Below are 17,027 nucleotides of genomic sequence, written 5' to 3' on the forward strand. Positions count from 1 at the left end.
GAGTGCCGGGTCGGGTGCGGTGGCGTGGTGCTGGAACCCTTTGGTGCGGCGGTTATCCGAGGATTCCGGTGCTGTGCCGATCGTGCCCACACGAGCGGTGATCGGCGCAAGGGGGCCGATCACCGTTCGGGGGTGGGGGTTCGGTCAGGGTGCCGGGCGCGCCTCGAGGATGACATCCGGTGCGGCGGTGGGGACAACGCGGGTGAGGGTGAATCCGCTGCGGGTCAGCAGATTTCGGAAGTCGGCCTCGGTCCGTTCGCGGCCGGTGGCATTGACCAGCATCTCCAGATCGATGAACTTTCCGGCGTGCGGGCGGTGGTGTTCGGGCAACACGATTTCGATGATCAGGACGCGGGCATCCGGTTCCATGGCGTTGCGCACGGTGCGCAGAATGCGTTCGGCCTCCTCATCGGACCAATCGTGAATGATGTGCTTGAGGAGGTAGGCGTCACCGCCCTTGGGCACCGACTCGAAGAAGGATCCGGCGTCGACGGTGAGCCGATCCGCCAGTCCCGCAAGCTCAACCGGTAGCGCCGTCACCACCTCGGGCAGGTCGAAGATGATGCCCCGGGTCAGGGGACTGCGCTGCAGGATGTCGATGAGCAGACTGCCCTCTCCCGCCCCGATATCCACCACCGTCCCGAAACGCCCGAAATCGTATGCGGCGAACAGCGGTTCGGTGGACAGCGTGCTGATGCTCGTCATGGCGCGGTCGAACAGTTCGCCGATATCCCGGTGCGCGGCGGCGTATTCGAAGAATCCCATGCCGTCCAGTGCCGGTCCGACGGCCTGCCCCGTGCGCACCGCGTCGGCGAGATGCGTCCAGTGATTGCGGTGGTACTCGGATCCGAAGAACAGGAACAGGTCTCGCAGCGTCACGGGGGAATCGCTGCGCAGCGCCTGGGACATCCCGGTCAGCGCGTATGACCCGTCCCGCTTCTGGGCGAAGATATCGAAGCTGATCAGTAGTCGCATGAGCCGCCGCAGTCCGTCCTCGTTCACGTCGATCGCGCGGGCCAGTTCGGCCGGGGGCCGGGGACCGTCGACGAGCGCGTCGGCAATCCCGAGCTGGGCGGCGGCGTGGATCGCCTGCGTCAGGAATCCGGTCATCTGCAGTTCGAGAATGGCGATATGCCCGGGCACCAGCCGTCGATGCAGCGCGGCCAGCCCGTCACGGAACCGTCCCAGTGCCCGCAGCAGGGGCAGTGGCGGAATCTTGGATAGTGCGGACGCCATGGTTGGACTCCAGCGGTCGGCGGCAGCGCGGATAGCTGGAGCCTACGCGGGTGCGCAGGCTCCGAGGCGCGTGCACTACGTGCGAGATTCGAGGTTCCGGGTCATGCGTTCGAGGACCGAGACGGCGGTGCGGTATTCGTCATCGCTGATGCCGGCCAGGGAGACCTCGCGGAAGGTGTTCACCTGTGCGGCTACCTCGACGAGGCGGGTGCGGCCGTCGTCGGTGAGGGCGAGGTGATCGGGGGAGGGGCGCTGCGCCCAGCCGTCGGTCAGTACGAGGGTGACCGCGGCGAGGCGATCCTCCTCGGGCGCATTGGCGAACAGCACCGAGTGGACCTCGGTATCGGGCACCTCGGTGCCGTCGCGGATGACATTGAGAACCTGCCAGGCGAGCCGGGTGAGGCCGAATTCGCCGAGGGTGTCCTGCATGTAGTGGGTGATGGCGTGGTCGGTGCGATTGAGCCAGTAGCCGATGGGCTTCATGAGAGTCATTCTCCTTCAGTGGGATTCGATGGGGGCGTGTCGCGGCAGCAGCCGGACCAGACCGCAGCAGACGAGGGTGAGGGCGGCGACGACGGCGAGACTGGTGGCGGCTCCGCCCGCGGTGTGGAAGTAGACGGTGGTGACGGCGGCGGCGCCGAGGCTGTTGGCCAGCTGCTGCACCGCGGTGAGTGAGCCGCTGGCACTGCCGGATTCGGCGGGATCGATATCGCCGAGGGTGACCCGGTAGACGGTGCCGAAGCAGGTGCCGAGGCCGAGGCCGGTGAGGAAGACGGGGGCGAGGAGCAGCCAGGCCGAGATATTCGTGCCGCAGAGCTGGACGAGGGTGAACAGCGCCAGGACGCCGGTCAGGGTGAGTAGCAGCCCGGCCAGTACGAGTGTGCGGCCGAAGCGGTCGAGCAGCCGGTAGGTCGCGATGGACGCGGCAATGATGCCGATCGACAGCGGGACCACGGCGATCGCGGTCTGCCGCGGGGTGCGGTGCAGACCGTTCTGCAGGTACAGGGCGAGCACGAAGAGCAGCCCGGAGGTGGCGGCGAAGTACACCAGGCCCAGTAGCAGACCGGAGGTGAAACCGCGATTGCGCAGCAGGGAGGGTTCGAGCAGCGGATCGGCGGCATGGCGCTGGCGCAGGCAGAACAGCCCGAAGAAGACGAGACCGGCGAGTACGGCGAGGATCGGCCGGGCGATCCAGCCATTGGCCGAACCGTCGATCAGGCCGTAGAGGACGCCGAGCATGGCCGCGCCGAGCAGGGCCGAACCGAGTCCGTCGATGGTGACGGCGCGGTCACCCGGATCGCGGGGCAGCAGCCGGACGGCGAGTGCGGTGGCGAGTCCGCCGAGCACGATATTGATCAGGAAGATGGCGCGCCAGCCGAGGCCGAAAAGGTCTGCGTCGATGAGGAATCCGGCGAGGGTGGGCCCGCTGACGGCGGAGAGGCCGAGCACGGGCGCGAAGACCCCGAATGCCTTGCCGAGTTGATCGCGGGGGAAGACCGCGCCGAGAATGCCGAAGCCCTGCGGGATCAGCAGGGCGCCGAAGGCGCCCTGTATCAAGCGGAAGGTGATGAGCGACGCGGGATCTGCGGCGAGCCCGCAGGCGAGCGAGGCGAGGGTGAAACCGATGATGCCGACGAGGAACAGCCGGCGGCGGCCGTACTTGTCGCCGAGGCAGCCGCCGACCACCAGCAGCACGCCCATGGCGAGAGCGTAAGCGGCGCCGAGCCATTGGATGAGCGCCTCGCCGCCGCCGAGATCGGCGGCAATGGCCGGGGCGGCGAGAGTGGTGATGGTCGAGTCGAGCAGATCGAGAATGGCGGCGAAGAGGACAACCGCGAGGATGGCCCAGCGGGCGCGGGCGGTGCGGTGTGCTTCGGAGACCAGCAGCGAGGACATGAGATGCCTTGGGGGAGAAGGGCCTCGCCGGGACGAGGCCGTGTTCAGGAACGTGTGAACGCGGCGGCGTTGTCCTGAGCCCACTGCCGGAAGGTGCGGGCGGGCTTGCCGAGCAGGGTTTCGGTGGTGTCGGCGATGGTCTCGGGACGTGCGGTGGCGGCGGCCCAATTGGTCAGCAGCGATTCGGCGATACCGGCGGGCATAGCGGCCGACATCTGTTGCAGCGCTTCGTCATGCGTGATGGTGGTGATCGGTATCTCGCGGCCGATGGCGTCGGCGAGGAGGGCGATCTGGGTGCGGAAGGTCAGTGTCTGCCCGCCGGTGAGAGTGACGGTGCGACCGCGCAGTGCGGTGGCGCCGGTGAGGGCGGCGACGGCGATATCGGCGATATCGGCGGTGTGGATGGGCGCGATGCCCGCCTCCGGGTAGGGGTGTTCGATCGGCTGGTGGGTGCCGATGGATCGGGCCCAGCCGAAGGAATTGCTGGCGAAGGCGCCGGGGCGGAGCACGGTGGCGGTGATACCCGAAGCGATGAGCGCGTTTTCGACGGCGTAGTGCTGTGCGCCGATCGGATGTGTTGCGACGTCGGGGGATTCGACCGAGGAGGAGGAGAGCAGCACGATGTGCTCGACTCCGGCGGCGCGGGCCGCGGTGAGGAAGGAATCGACGCCGGCGTGGGCGGCGTAGAGGAAGACCTGGTCGACACCGGTGAGCGCGGCATCGAAGGTTTCGGGGGCGTCGAAGCGCAGCGCGACGGCCTCGACGCCGGCGGGAACGGTGAGGGCGGCCGGGTCGCTGCTGGCGGCGCGCACCGGCAGTCCGGCGGTGTGCAATGCGGTGAGGACGGCGTGGCCTACTTTGCCGCGAGCGCCGGTGACGAGGGTGGTCATGGGGTTCTCCAGGGATCGATGTTCTGTGTTTGTGTACATATGCATGTTGTCATGCACACGTTTGAGAGTCAACACATGTATTCGTTCCTTCATGGATATACGATGTGCATATGACTGTGAAGGACTCGCGCACCGCCGATGAGCTGCTCGATGCTGTCGGCCCGGCATTCGGGAAGCTGCGTCGGACCTCGCTGCTGGAGGTCGAAAACCCCATCTCGGCAAAGGATTTGAGCCGAACGCTGGTGCTCAATCTGATCCAGGAGCACAACCGGGAACCGGGCTCGGAGGTCACCGTCGGCAGGGTCGCCGAACTGCTCGGCACCGATCCTTCGGTGGCCAGTCGCATGGTCAGCGACATCATCAAGGCCGGCTATCTCGTCCGCGCCGCCTCACAGCTGGACGGCCGTCGCACCGTGCTCGAGCTCAGCCCCCAGGGCGAGGAGTTGATGACCCGCTTCCGCAAACATCAGCGCGACGCCTTCGACTACATCACCGCCGACTGGTCCGACAGCGACCGCCTCGACTTCGCCCGCCTCATGCTCCAGTACGTCGACTCACTGGACGCACTCAAAACGCGCGGCCTCGCCAAAGACGCCTGAAGGGCAATCCGGCTCGTCATCCCGGCATGCGTTTTGCCGGGATCCACCGCGCCGCCCAGCATCGACGCCGCGTGGAACCCGGCCAAACGCGCCGGGATGACGGGTGTCCGCTGGGAAGGTGAGTATCGGCGGGGAGTCGTGCGACGGGGACGAGCTAAGAGGGGGTGGCCAGGGCGAAGGGGAGGACGGCGTCGGCGCCGGCGGCGCGGAGGGCGCGGGCGGCCATGGTGAAGGTCCAGCCGGTGTCGGTGAGGGCGTCGACCAGGAGGATGGGGCCCTGGACATCGGTGAGATCCGGTGTCTCCCAGGCATTGTTGAGCGCTGCCACGCGGTGGGCCGAGTTGACGGCGGAGATCGGGGGCAGGTCGGGGCGCAGGTGCAGGATGCCGAGGTCGCGCAGGCGGCCGATTTCGGCGAGGCGGGCGGCCAGTGAGGTGGTCAGCAGGCGGCGGCCGGGGGAGTCCAGGGCGATGACGGCGGTCGGCCGCTCGTTCCAATCCCATTCGCGGAGCACGATGGTGCAGGCCTTGAAGACCTCGTCGGGCACCGGGGCGTCGGGTGCGTCGAGCAGGGCGCGCAGGCGCTGACCCCAGCCGAGGTCGCTGAGGCGGCCGAGCACCCGGCCGACCTCGGGGGCGTCGGAGATCTTGCCCGACAGGGAGATTCCGAGTTTCGCCATACCGGTGGGCCACTGCTTGCGCGGCGCGAGGTCGATGCCGGGGCGGTCCAGCCGGGCGCGAATGGCGGCCAGATCGGTGGCGTCGACGGCGGTGTTCTGGCGGTCGCCGGTGCAATTGTCGCAGCGGCCGCAGCCGGGGGCGCCCGGCAGCAGATCCGGATCGTCGAGCTGACCGCGCAGGAAGTTCATCCGGCACTCGGTGGTCGACTGATAGTCGATCATGGCCTGCTGCTCGGCTTCCCGGGCAATGGTCAGGCGCTCGTAGCGCTCGGTGTCGTACTCCCAGGGCTGGCCGGTATTGAGCCAGCCGCCGCGCACCCGCTGTACCGCGCCGTCCACATCGAGCACCTTGAGCACCATTTCCAGGCGGGAGCGATTGAGCTCCACCAGCGGCTCCAGCGCGGCCGTCGAGAGGGCGCGGTCGGTGCCCAGCGCCGCCAGCACCGAGCGAACGATGTGCTCGCGCGGGAAGGCCACGGAGGCGAAGTAGCTCCAGATCTGGCGGTCCTCCGGCCCGGGCAGCAGCACCACCTCGGCGCGGTCGGTGCCACGGCCGGCGCGGCCGACCTGCTGGTAGTACGAGATCGGCGAGGACGGCGCACCCACGTGCACCACAAAGCCGAGATCGGGTTTGTCGAAACCCATGCCCAGCGCCGAGGTGGCGATGAGCGCCTTGACCTCATTGGCCAGCAGTGCGGTTTCCAGAGCCTCGCGCTCGGTCGGATCGGTCTGCCCCGTGTAGGCGGCGACATGGTGGCCGTGCGAATTCAGCACATCGGCGAGATCGTGCGCGGCGGCGACGGTGAGCGCGTAAACGATTCCCGAGCCCGGCAATTCATGCAGCCGCCTGCTGAGCCATGCGGTGCGCTCCACCGCATCGGGAATGCGCACGACCGACAGGTGCAGCGATTCGCGATCGAGCCCGCCGCGCAAAACCAAAGTGTCGGTGCCGATCTGGGTCGCCACATCGGTGACCACACGATCATTGGCGGTGGCCGTGGTGGCGAGCACCGGCACATCCGAGCCGAGATCGGCGATGAGCGTACGGATTCGGCGATAGTCGGGCCGGAAGTCGTGGCCCCAGTCGGAGACGCAGTGCGCCTCGTCGATCACCACGAGCCCGGCATCGGCGGCCAGCTTGGGCAGCACCGCATCGCGGAAGTCGGGATTGTTCAAACGTTCGGGACTGACCAGCAGCACATCGACCTCGCCCGCGGCGACCTGCGCATGGATATCGTCCCATTCGGTGACGTTGCCCGAATTGATCGTCGCCGCAACAACTCCGGCTCTCTCGGCCGCGACAACCTGGTTGCGCATGAGCGCCAGCAGCGGCGAGACGATCACCGTCGGCCCGCGCCCCGCCGCCCGCAGCAGTTTGGCCGAAATGAAGTACACCGCCGATTTACCCCAGCCGGTGCGCTGCACCACCAGTGCCCGCCGCCGCTGCACCACCAGCGCCTCGATGGCAATCCACTGATCCTCCCGCAGCCGCGCCCGCGGCCCGGCCAGCTCACGCAGCAGCCGTTCCGCATCCTCCCGCAGATCGGTGGAGAGGGTGCTGGTCGGGGTCGCGCCGCTCGAGGTCACGCGCTCCATCGTGCCTCACCGCACCGACACCACGAAGCTCCCGTCGACCCTCGCACCCCGCCGCGCCGTCGGCCGCCCGCGAGCCGAACGACACGCGCGGTGCCTCCGCGGCCGCTCACTGCCGGATTCGGCCACGAGAGAAGCGCTCGGCCGTGCGGTCACCGTGCACCCCCACGAACGCCCCGCCGTCCTTCATCGCGTCGGGTACCGATGGATGCCACTGTTCCCGAGTGACGATTACCGACGTTCCCGAGTGACGGTTACCTCGCCGCCGCGAGGTGCGCGTTCACCATGGTGTCGACCAATGTGTCCAGGGCCGGCCAGGGGAAGCTCGGGCGGTCCTGCCGCAGCGTGATCAATCCGTGCATCCCGGCCCACAGACAGGTCGCGGTGGCGGTGGGGTCCGCACTACCGCAGGCGGCGGCGGCATCGACGAGTAATTGCAGGGTCGGCAGCCCTGGCAGCTGTCCCGCGCTGGGCTCCCACCCCGGTGTGCCTGCGGTGCCGAAGAGCACGCGATAGTGGCCGGGATGCCGCGTGCCGTACTCGACGTAGGCCCGGCAAACCGCCGAAAGTCGTTCACCGGCAGCACTTTCGGGCACGGCATTGCGCGCGGACTCCAGCGTGGCGCGCAGTTCGGTGAATCGCACCTGATACACCGCCGTGAGGAGTTCGCGCCGATCGGCGAAATGCAGGTACACGCTCTGCGGCGCAATCCCGGCCGCCCGAGCGACCGCTCGCAGCGAGAGCGCCTCCTGGCCGTCCAGATCTTCCAGCAGGGTGCTGGCGGCAGCCACCAGCTCGTCCCGCAGCCGGGCACCTTCACCGCGGCGATTGCGGCTGCGTACAGGTTTGTCGGACACCTTGACAGCATAACAAGACAGCCGTCTACTTACATACGTAAGTAGACGGCTGTCTTGTTAGGAAAATCCCATGCTCACAGTCACCCGTGTTGTCCACGCCAGCGTCCTGCTCGATTTCGGCGGAGCCCGCATCCTCACCGATCCGTGGCTCTCCGAACGCCGCTTCTACTACCAGGGCGAGCCGCGCAGCATCGCCACCGCCGCCGACCTGCCCGAACTCGCGGGCATTGTGATCAGCCACGGGCACTACGATCACTGCGATCTCGACGCCCTCATCGAATATCCGGACAAGACAGTGCCTTTCGCGGTGGTCCCGGGTCTCGCGGGACGGGTCCGGGCGGCGGGTTTCGCCAATGTGGTCGAACTCGCACCATGGCAGTCAACGCATCTCGGCCCGATCGAGGTGACCGCCGCGCCTGCCAGTCACGGCGTCCCCGAGGTGACCTTCGTCCTGCGCGCCGACGGCCACACCGTCTACTTCGGCGCCGATACCCTTCGCATCCCCGAACTCGACGAGATCGCCCGCCGTTTTCCGGAGGTGGATCTGGCGCTGCTGCCCATCAATGGTTTGCGGATTCGCCCGCTGCTCAATCATCAGGTGGTCATGGATGCGGCGGAGGCCGCCGATCTGACGCGGTCGCTGCGCCCGCGCCTGGCCGTCCCGATCCACTACGCGTTCACCAGTGGCCCGCTGGGTGACCGGCTGATGACCAAATCGGACCGTAATCGGCCCGATCTCTTCCGTGCTGCCGCAGCGGATCTCGCGCCCGACACCACTGTGCACATTCTGGACACGGGCCGGTCACTGGCGGTATAGAAAAGCTGCTTCGGTGGGCGAAATACGCTGGTTGTCCGGGTTGGATTGCGGTGCGGTCAAGATCGCGCAGAAACCCCGGACGCGGCGGACAATGGGGTACCGGTAGCCGCTCGGCGTCCGGTGAGCAGGGAGACGGTGATGCCGGAGAAGTTTCCGTCGCCCGCGGGGTGGACTCCGCCGGGTGCGCAGTTTCGAAGTAGTGGAAACGTTTCGCGGACCGTGGTCGGTTCGGTGATCTGCCTGGTGGCGACGCCCATCGGGATTGCGTTCTCCGCCAACGGCGCGGCCGATACCAGACAGTGGGTGATTCTCGGGGACTTCTCGGATCGGCTGGGTTCGACCCTGCAGATTCTCCTGGGTGCGGCGCTGTTCCTGCTGGTGGCGGCGCTGGCCGCGTATTCGCCCGTGGGAACCATTGTGGCGGGGCTGGTTTGGGGTGTGCTGCCCGGACTCATCCATATGATCTTCCCGAACGACACCTTCCGGTTGATCGGCGAGATTCCCTTCGTCTCCAGCGATATGCACGTAGCGCTGTTCCAATGGCTGCAGGCGGGATTCCCGTTGATCGTCGGCATTCTCCTGACCGGAGCCGGCGTCGCGACCACTCTGCGGCGGCGCTGACGATCGAACACCTCGAACCGATGATCAGGCAGTAGTGAACCGTCGCACCCACATCGGGTGCGACGGTTCACTATTCAGCCCTTCACGCACAGCACCTGCCGCAGCGTGGCGACCACATCCACCAGATCACCCTGTGCCGCGATAACCTGATCGATGTCCTTGTAGGCCGCCGGAATCTCATCGACCACCCCCGCGTCCTTGCGCGACTCCACCCCCTCGGTCTGCGCGATGAGATCCGCCACCGTGAACTGCCGCTTGGCCGCATTCCGGCTCATCCGCCGCCCCGCCCCATGCGAAGCGGACTGGAACGACGCCGGATTCCCCTTCCCCCGAACCACATACGACCGCGTACCCATGGAGCCGGGGATGAGCGCCAGGTCCCCTGCACCGGCCCGGACCGCACCCTTGCGCGTGACGAGCATGGACATCCCGTCGATGACTTCCTCCGCCACATAGTTGTGATGGCAGGAGATGGTGTCGTCGAAGAGCACCTCGCGACCCGCGAACTCCTCGCGCACCGCCTTGCAGACCAGCGCCAGCATGACGGCCCGATTTCGTGCCGCATACTCCTGCGCCCAGGTCAGATCGCGGCGGTAGGCATCCATCTCCGGTGTACCGGAGAGGAATACGGCCAGATCTCGATCAGGCAGATCATGGTTGTGCGGCAGGGCCCGGGCAACCGACATATGCCGCTCCGCCAGTTCCTTGCCGATATTCCGGCTCCCGGAGTGCAGCAGAATCCACACGCGCTGCTCTGAATCCAGACATACCTCGCAAAAGTGATTGCCTCCGCCGAGGGTTCCCATCTGCTTGTGCGCCTTGGACTCGCGAGACTGGACGGCCGGATCGAGCGAATCGAACGCCTTCCAGAATCGATCCCAGCCCGAACGCAGAGTATTGCTGGCGCGGTGACCGGAGACCTCCGCGTTCAGCCGATTCACATTCACCGAATCCTCGTGTGCGGCAAAGCCGACCGGCACCGCCGCTTCGATCCGCGACCGCAATGCATGCAGATTATCGGGCAGATCCGCGGCAGTGAGCGAAGTGCGAACGGCTTCCATTCCGCAGCCGATATCCACGCCGACCGCAGCAGGCGCGACAGCGTCTTTCATGGCGATCACGGACCCGACAGTCGCACCCTTACCCAGGTGTACATCCGGCATGACCCGTACCCCGTATACCCACTCCAGCTTCGCAATATTGCGCAGCTGCTGCAGCGCGGCCGGCTCGACCTCGTGCTCGTGGGCCCACATAAGGGTCTGCGCTCGGGTACCGCGCAGCTCGACGGGAAACATTGGACTGTCCTTTCATTGGATTGCTACTCACGGTAGGTGCACGACCCGTCCTCGCGCACCGCATTATTCGGTCGAGCAATTCAGCGCAGGCGGAGGCCGTCGGTGATGACGGCGAAGGCGCGTTCCTGGAGGCCGGAGTTCGCGTTGTCGATGTGGACGGCGACGAAGAATCCCTTGAGGATTGTCATGAGTTCGGCGAGGCCGATATCGGCGCGGACGGCTCCGGCTTGCTGGGCGCGCGAGAGCAATTCGCCTATGGCGGTTTGCAGTTCGCGGGCCAGGCCTTCGTAGGCGTTCGCGCGCTGGGGTCCGAGAGCGTCGGCGAGATCGCGCTTGACCCCGCCGCCCGCGACCATGTGCTGCAGGAAGTCGAAGAAGGCGTCCCCGGCGTTCTCGGCGGTCAAGGCCTCCCGGGCGCTACTGGTCATCCGCTCGACGCGGTCCACCATGGCGGCCTCGAAAAGCGCTTCCTTGGTAGGGAAGTGGCGGTACACGGTGCCCGCGCCGACGCCCGCGCGGCGCGCTATCTCGTCGAGGGGTACCGAAATGCCTTCGGCGGCAAAGGCTTCCTGGGCGGCGGCCAGTACCCGCTCGCGATTGCGGCGGGCATCGGCGCGTAGCGGGCGATCCGGCACACCTGGCAGCCTACCGCCCATTGACAAGCGGGGCGAGCGCCCCGAATATTAAACGGGTTATACGTTCCGTTTCAGGAGGCATGATGTCCACTTCCGTAGAAACCCCTCGTGAGCTGGTAGAACGGCTCTTCGAAGTCCTTCCGGCCCGTGATGCCGAAGCGTTTGTCGCACTGTTCGCCCCGGATGCCGTCTTCGAGATCCCGTTTGTGATTCCCGGCTTTCCGAACCGGTTCGAGGGCCGCGAGGAGATTCGCGCGCACCTGGAGCGCTGGTGGTCGCCGCAGCGGCTCTCGGGTGTGGTGGTGCACGGCGTCCACCCGACCATCTATGAGACGTCCGATCCCGAATTGTTCTGGGTGGAAAACGATGTCGAGCTGACCAGGCCGGGCGCCGAGCGCGCCCGGGTGCGCACGTCCGTCAATGTCGTCGGCGTGCGCGACGGGCAGGTGGTGCTGTTCCGCGACTACATGGATACGAATCGCGTCGCCGGGATGATCCAGCTCATGCAGTGAGTGTGACGGGACAGACTCCTCGGATCGCGTGCCAACAGTTAGTGCATTAACTATTATTGCCCTAACGGTAGCGATGGAGGAGGGCTGAGCTGTGGAGATGGATATCGAGGATCCGCTGCGTCTGGACCGGCAGGTGTGTTTTGCGCTCGCGGTGGCCAATCGCGCGGTACTGGCCGTCTACCGGCCGCTGCTCGAACCCATGGGGCTCACACATCCGCAGTATCTGGTGATGCTGGCCCTGTGGGGTGAGGCGCCCATGTCGGTCAAGGACATAGGCGAGGCCATCCAACTCGATTCGCCGACACTGTCACCGCTGCTCAAGCGGCTCGAGGCCGCCGGGCTCATCACCCGGCGCCGGGATACCCACGATGAGCGCAATCTGGTTGTCGATCTGACCGCCGCAGGCCGGGAGCTGCGCAATGACGCGGAGCGGATTCCGCCCGCGGTGGTCGAGCGGCTCGGCGTCAGCCTGGCCGATCTGGAAGACCTGCGCGATGTGCTCAATCGCGTGAACACCGCGGCCCGCCGTGCGTCGGCCGATACGGCGAAGGGAACCCGGTGATGAAGCGTCCCAATCCGATTCAGTGGGTCGGCTACTCCATGGGCGCCCGGCTTCCGGATTCGCTGCAGGAGTGGGTCCGCAATGACCTGACCGGAAAGTTCGCCGTACCAAGGCATCTCGTGCGCGGACTGTTCCCGCTCACCCCGATCTTCGCAGCGTTCCTGCTCTTCCCCGGTGAACTGTGGCTGCGCGGCGCGATGGTCCTGCTGGCCGTCCTGCTGGCAGGTTTCTACATCATCGCCTACATGCCCATGAACAGGGTGCATCGACTGGGAAAGCACGGTCTCCCAGAGGATTTGGAGAATCCCGTCCGCGCCGGCCGCCGAGCGGCCGAGCGCGCTGCCTACGAGGCGCGCTACGGACGCTGAGCGCGACTACTGAATATTCGGGGTGCAGGCCGAGGCGACGACGTGTGCCGCCTGCGGGCTGGCGCTGCCGAGGTCCGGGAACGGCGGGTTGCTCTGGCCGAGTCCGGTGATCGCGGCCTGCTCGGCCTCATCGCGGGAACCGCCTGCGGCCCAGCCGAAAGTGCCGTCCGCGCCCTGGGCGACCGCACCGCAGCCGTCGGTGAAGTGCAGGACGAGAGTGCAGTCGTAGCTGGCGCAGTCGCGAATGGCGGCGGCATCGGCCGACACCTTGCTGCGATCGGTCGAGACGACGGCGGCATTGCGGATCTTGGACACGGCGATGGTGCCGTAGTACTGCGCGGCGGCCTCGGCATTGCCTGCGGCAGCCAGGGCGCAGGCAACGGTTACGGCGGCGGTGAGGGCGGTGGTGCGTACAACCGACAAGAGAATTCCCGATGTTTCAAACAAATGACGGACGTTCGCGATGCTAGCCGCGCCTCGGTCGCCCGGCCAGAAATTCGCCGATCGAGATGCGCTCAGCGGGTGGGGATCCGGGTCAGGGCCCGGCGCAGCGCGGCGAATGCGGCGGCATTGGCGCGCCGGGTTTCCGGCAGGTGCCAGGCCATGGACATGAAGCCGTGGATGGTGCCGTCCCAGCGCTGGATCTCGGTGTCCACCCCGGCTTCGCGCAACAGCCGGCCGTAGACCTCGCCCTCGTCGCGCAGCGGATCGAATTCCGCGGTGGCGATGTACGCGGGCGGGAGCCCGGTGAGATCCGCGCCCAGCGGAGTGGCGTAGGGGTCGTCCGCGTCGGCGGCGTTTTTCAGGTATTGCTCCCAGTACCAGCGCATTTGGGGTGCGGTGGTGAAGTAGCCCTCGGCGTTCTCGGTATAGGAGACGCTGTCGCAGGCCGGGTCCAGCATGGGGTACAGGAGCAGCTGGAAGGCGATATCCGGACCGCCGTTGTCCCGGGCCTGCAGGGCGGCGACGGTGGCGAGATTTCCGCCCGCGCTGTCACCGGCCACCGCGACGCGGGCCGGATCGCCGCCGAGGGATTCGGCATTGTCGGCGACCCAGCGCAGCACGGCGTAGGCATCGTGCGCGGCAGCGGGGAACCGGGCCTCGGGGGCGCGCCGGTAGTCCACCGAAATCACCATCACCCCAGCCTCATTCGCCATGGTGCGGCAGAACCGATCGTGGCTGTCCAGGCTGCAGAGCACAAATCCGCCGCCGTGATAGAAGACCACCACGCCCGGTGTCTTTTCGGCATTCAGCGGCCGATAGAGCCGCACCGGGATCTCGGGGGCATCGACGGGTCCGGGAATGAGCCACTCTTCCACTCCGGCAACGGGAATGGGTTCGACCACCGGTGCGGGCCGGGCGGCGAGGAAGGCGCGCGCTTCGGCGGCGTCGGTCACCTCGGTGCCGAGGGCGGGGAAGGCGGCGGTGGCCGCGTCGACGAAGACTTGCCATTCGGGCGACAGTGGCATCGCGGACTCCTCAGGTGGACAGGGGATTTCGGTTGGAATGGTGCGCCGCCCGCCTCGCAGGTGCGGGCGGCGCACCGATCCGCGCGGAACGTCCGAGACAGCTCCGCGCGGATGGTCTACATACCGCGCGGAATGAACTTGCCCGCGGCGAGCCCGCCGTCGATGGCCACCTCGGCGCCGGTGATGTACCCGGCGGCATCGGAGGCGAGGAAGGCGACCAGTTCGGCGACCTCCTCGGGCAGGCCGGAGCGCTCCAGCGGCAGGTTCGGGAAGCTGCCCGGACCGGTGGTCAGATAGGGGACCATCGGGGTGGCGATGGGGCCGGGGTACACCGAATTGACGCGGATCTGCGACAGCCCCAGCTCCAGCGCGGCGACCTTGCTCAGCCCGCGCAGACCCCACTTGGAGGAGCCGTAGGCGGCGTGGTTCATCAGGCCTTCGAGCCCGGACTGCGAGGAGATATTGACGATGGAACCGCCGCCCGCCTCGATCATGGCCGGGACGACGGCCTTGATGCCGTTGAACGCGCCGATCAGGTTCACCTTCAGAATGCGTTCCAGCTCATCGGAACCGGTCTCCATGAGCGGCTTCATGGTGTAGATGCCGGCATTGTTGACCAGGACGTCGAGCTTGCCGAAGGCCGAGACCGCGGTGCTGACGGCGGCAGCCCAGCTGTCGGTATCGGTGACGTCGTGACGCACGAACAGGGCTGCGCCGCCGAGGGATTCGGCGAGCTCCTTGCCCTCGGACTCCAGCAGATCGCTGATGATCACCTTCGCGCCCCGCTCGACGAACAGGCGTGCCTCGGCAGCGCCCTGACCGCGGGCGGCACCGGTGATCAGTGCGACTTTGCCGTTCAGATCAACCATTTCGGATTCCTTCTACTCGTTTCGACAGTGCTGGTTCGCATTACGGCTTGTTCGTCGGACAACTGCGCGTATTACGGAAGTGGGGGATGACCTTCTCGCCCCACTGGCGGATGGTCTCCATGCACGCCTCCTGCGGCACCGTGCCCATCTGGATGAGGCACAGGATCTCGTCGGCGCCGGCGGCCTGCAGTCGCTCCACATACGCGATGGCGTCCTCGGCGGTGCCGTACGCGTGCTCGGTATTGAAGATGGCGGTGGAGCCGGACTTCACCGGGATCTTGGCCTCGTGCAGGTAGGCGACGTGCTCCTCGGCGGCCTCGCGGATCTTGGCGACCTCGTCGACAGCAGGATCCACGGCTTCGTCGGGTACCGGCCCCGCGCCGTAGTAGTGCTTGATGGCCTGCGCGAAAAACCGCTGCCCGCGCGCCCCGATCTGCCGGGCCCGCTCGCGATCATCGAGCACGATGGTCGGGCACAGCGCGGCGAAATGGTCGTTGACCACGGTCGAGACGAATCGTTCGCCGGTCCGGGCGCTGATCGCGGCGTCGTAGATGCGCCGCAGTTCCGCGATCTCCTCGACCCCGGCGAATCCGAGCACCAGCGCCCCGATGCCGTATTCGGCGGCCAGCCTCAGCGTGTCCTTCCTGGTGCATGCCATGAACAGCGGCGGATGCGGGCGCTGCACCGGCCGCGGCAGCAGATGGTGCGGCTCGATATCCAAAAGCTCACCGTGGTAGGAGAATTCGCCTTCCGGATCCTGCCAGGCGCTCGCGATCAGGCGCAGCGATTCCTCGACCTCCTGAGAGGTGCGGGCGGGATCGACGCCGCACATGGAGGTCTCGACGGCGGTGGCCCCGCGCCCCGCGCCCAGGTTCACCCGCCCGCCCGAGAGCACATCGAGCATGGCGGCGCGTTCGGCGGCGCGCACCGGATGGTTGAAGTTGAAGGGCATGCAGACCACGCCGTGCCCGAGGCGAATCCGCTCGGTCCGCGCGGCGACCCAGGTCAGGAAGATCTCCGGGGCGCTCATATGCGCGTACCACTTGAGCCCGTGGTGCTCGACCGCCCAGACGGTGTCGAAGCCCATCCGATCCGCGAGCACGGCCTGCTCCACCGAGTCGCGCAGCACCTGTGCCTCGTGCTCGGCGGTGGGATTCGCCATCTGTGCTTCGAAGATCATGGAGAACTTCATCCGGGGCTCCCTACCAGCGGCAGGCTCGTCCGGCCGCTATGCCTAACCGGAATACTTCAGGACCCATACCCTCAGGTCATTCGGTTGTCTCAGTGGCCGGGACCACACCGTGCCGCCGTGCATCCCCGGTCTTAGCGTCGGTTCAAACGCTGAGGAAGGACGGGAACCGGTGGGACAGCTGGACGGGAAGGTCGCCCTGATCACGGGTGGTGCGCGGGGTATGGGCGCGGAGCATGTGCGCCGGTTCGTCGCCGAGGGCGCCCGCGTGGTGTTCGGCGATGTGCTCGATGACGAGGGCAAGGCGCTGGCGGCCGAGCTCGGCGCCGCCGTCCACTATGTGCACCACGATGTCACCAGTGAAAGCGACTGGCAGGCAGCGGTTTCCGCGGCCGTGGCCCAGTTCGGACGACTGGACGTGCTGGTCAACAATGCGGGCATCCTGCGGTTCAAGAAGCTGCTGGAGATGAGCCTGGATGAGTGGAACCTCATGCAGAACATCAATGTGACCGGCGCGTTCCTCGGTATCAAGACCGCCGCGCCCGCCATGATCGACTCCGGTGGCGGCGCCATCGTCAACGTCTCCTCGGTCGAGGGTTTTGTCGGCGCGGCCGGGCTCTCCGCCTACAGCGCGAGCAAATTCGCACTGCGCGGGCTCACCAAATCCGCCGCCCGGGAGCTGGGGCACTCGGGAATCCGGGTCAACTCCATTCACCCCGGCGGTATTGCCACACCCATGACCGCGTCCGTCGCCGGTGCGACCGGGCTGGACGGCAATAGTTTCTTCTCCGATCTGCCCATTCCGCGCTGGGGACAGCCCGTGGAGGTGTCCGAAGTGGCGCTCTTCCTGGCTTCCGATGCCTCGAGCTACTGCACCGGCGGCGAATTCGTCGTCGACGGCGGCATGCTCACCAGCTGCGGCTACTAAGGACTGATACTC

At 67.0% G+C, this 17,027-nt stretch carries 19 protein-coding genes; 7 read left to right on the plus strand and 12 right to left on the minus strand.

The window, feature by feature from the left end; all coding sequences use genetic code 11:
• Positions 1–144: 144 nt before the first annotated feature.
• From OG326_RS10775 to OG326_RS10790, 4 genes are all read right to left on the minus strand, one after another.
• Positions 145–1,236: a methyltransferase gene (locus tag OG326_RS10775; protein WP_327144482.1), complete on the minus strand. Its 1,092-nt coding sequence runs from the start codon at positions 1,234–1,236 to the stop codon at positions 145–147.
• A gap of 75 nt (positions 1,237–1,311) precedes the next feature.
• Entirely contained in the window at positions 1,312–1,719 is a 408-nt protein-coding gene (locus tag OG326_RS10780) for a MarR family winged helix-turn-helix transcriptional regulator (protein ID WP_327144483.1), read from the minus strand.
• A 15-nt stretch (positions 1,720–1,734) separates the two neighbouring features.
• Positions 1,735–3,132: an MFS transporter gene (locus tag OG326_RS10785; protein ID WP_327144484.1), complete on the minus strand. Its 1,398-nt coding sequence runs from the start codon at positions 3,130–3,132 to the stop codon at positions 1,735–1,737.
• Positions 3,133–3,176: 44 nt separating this feature from the next.
• Complete coding sequence (locus tag OG326_RS10790) at positions 3,177–4,022, minus strand: NAD(P)H-binding protein (RefSeq protein WP_327144485.1); 846 nt, start codon at positions 4,020–4,022, stop codon at positions 3,177–3,179.
• A gap of 110 nt (positions 4,023–4,132) precedes the next feature.
• Here OG326_RS10790 and OG326_RS10795 point away from each other — a divergent pair, with 110 nt between their 5' ends.
• Entirely contained in the window at positions 4,133–4,621 is a 489-nt protein-coding gene (locus OG326_RS10795; protein WP_327144486.1) for a MarR family winged helix-turn-helix transcriptional regulator, read from the plus strand.
• A gap of 154 nt (positions 4,622–4,775) precedes the next feature.
• On the opposite strand, the gene OG326_RS10800 is transcribed toward OG326_RS10795, so the two are convergent.
• Both OG326_RS10800 and OG326_RS10805 read right to left on the minus strand, forming a co-directional pair.
• On the minus strand, positions 4,776–6,896 hold the full coding sequence (locus OG326_RS10800) for a RecQ family ATP-dependent DNA helicase (RefSeq protein WP_327144487.1): 2,121 nt from the start codon (positions 6,894–6,896) through the stop codon (positions 4,776–4,778).
• A 251-nt stretch (positions 6,897–7,147) separates the two neighbouring features.
• Complete coding sequence (locus OG326_RS10805; RefSeq protein ID WP_327144488.1) at positions 7,148–7,750, minus strand: TetR/AcrR family transcriptional regulator; 603 nt, start codon at positions 7,748–7,750, stop codon at positions 7,148–7,150.
• 70 nt (positions 7,751–7,820) lie between these two features.
• Here OG326_RS10805 and OG326_RS10810 point away from each other — a divergent pair, with 70 nt between their 5' ends.
• Entirely contained in the window at positions 7,821–8,567 is a 747-nt protein-coding gene (locus OG326_RS10810) for an MBL fold metallo-hydrolase (protein ID WP_327144489.1), read from the plus strand.
• 138 nt (positions 8,568–8,705) lie between these two features.
• On the plus strand, positions 8,706–9,188 hold the full coding sequence (locus tag OG326_RS10815) for a hypothetical protein (protein ID WP_327144490.1): 483 nt from the start codon (positions 8,706–8,708) through the stop codon (positions 9,186–9,188).
• Between the two features lie 74 nt (positions 9,189–9,262).
• Here OG326_RS10815 and OG326_RS10820 read toward each other — a convergent pair whose 3' ends face one another.
• Complete coding sequence (locus OG326_RS10820) at positions 9,263–10,483, minus strand: RtcB family protein (protein ID WP_327144491.1); 1,221 nt, start codon at positions 10,481–10,483, stop codon at positions 9,263–9,265.
• Between the two features lie 80 nt (positions 10,484–10,563).
• Complete coding sequence (locus OG326_RS10825; RefSeq protein WP_327144492.1) at positions 10,564–11,118, minus strand: TetR/AcrR family transcriptional regulator; 555 nt, start codon at positions 11,116–11,118, stop codon at positions 10,564–10,566.
• A gap of 83 nt (positions 11,119–11,201) precedes the next feature.
• Between OG326_RS10825 and OG326_RS10830 the strand changes: the two genes are divergently transcribed.
• From OG326_RS10830 to OG326_RS10840, 3 genes are all read left to right on the plus strand, one after another.
• Positions 11,202–11,630 (plus strand): nuclear transport factor 2 family protein, encoded by a 429-nt coding sequence (locus OG326_RS10830; RefSeq protein ID WP_327144493.1) that lies wholly within the window; start codon positions 11,202–11,204, stop codon positions 11,628–11,630.
• A 97-nt stretch (positions 11,631–11,727) separates the two neighbouring features.
• Complete coding sequence (locus OG326_RS10835; protein ID WP_327146435.1) at positions 11,728–12,192, plus strand: MarR family winged helix-turn-helix transcriptional regulator; 465 nt, start codon at positions 11,728–11,730, stop codon at positions 12,190–12,192.
• Complete coding sequence (locus tag OG326_RS10840; RefSeq protein WP_327144494.1) at positions 12,192–12,560, plus strand: DUF5313 family protein; 369 nt, start codon at positions 12,192–12,194, stop codon at positions 12,558–12,560. Before OG326_RS10835 ends, OG326_RS10840 begins: the two co-directional genes overlap by 1 nt.
• A gap of 6 nt (positions 12,561–12,566) precedes the next feature.
• On the opposite strand, the gene OG326_RS10845 is transcribed toward OG326_RS10840, so the two are convergent.
• The 4 genes from OG326_RS10845 to OG326_RS10860 form a co-directional block, all read right to left on the minus strand.
• Positions 12,567–12,983 carry a DUF4189 domain-containing protein gene (locus OG326_RS10845; RefSeq protein ID WP_327144495.1) on the minus strand — a complete coding sequence of 139 codons (417 nt, stop codon included), beginning with the start codon at positions 12,981–12,983 and terminating at the stop codon, positions 12,567–12,569.
• A 92-nt stretch (positions 12,984–13,075) separates the two neighbouring features.
• Entirely contained in the window at positions 13,076–14,029 is a 954-nt protein-coding gene (locus OG326_RS10850) for an alpha/beta hydrolase (RefSeq protein ID WP_327144496.1), read from the minus strand.
• Between the two features lie 116 nt (positions 14,030–14,145).
• Positions 14,146–14,898, minus strand: coding sequence for a glucose 1-dehydrogenase (locus OG326_RS10855; protein WP_327144497.1), 753 nt, complete (start codon positions 14,896–14,898; stop codon positions 14,146–14,148).
• Positions 14,899–14,938: 40 nt separating this feature from the next.
• The gene (locus tag OG326_RS10860) at positions 14,939–16,090 is read right to left on the minus strand and encodes an LLM class flavin-dependent oxidoreductase (RefSeq protein ID WP_327144498.1); all 1,152 of its coding nucleotides are present in this window, start codon (positions 16,088–16,090) and stop codon (positions 14,939–14,941) included.
• Positions 16,091–16,259: 169 nt separating this feature from the next.
• Between OG326_RS10860 and OG326_RS10865 the strand changes: the two genes are divergently transcribed.
• The gene (locus tag OG326_RS10865; RefSeq protein ID WP_327144499.1) at positions 16,260–17,015 is read left to right on the plus strand and encodes a glucose 1-dehydrogenase; all 756 of its coding nucleotides are present in this window, start codon (positions 16,260–16,262) and stop codon (positions 17,013–17,015) included.
• Positions 17,016–17,027 lie beyond the last annotated feature (12 nt).

Source organism: Nocardia sp. NBC_01327 (assembly GCF_035958815.1).
Classification (GTDB): Bacteria; Actinomycetota; Actinomycetes; order Mycobacteriales; family Mycobacteriaceae; genus Nocardia.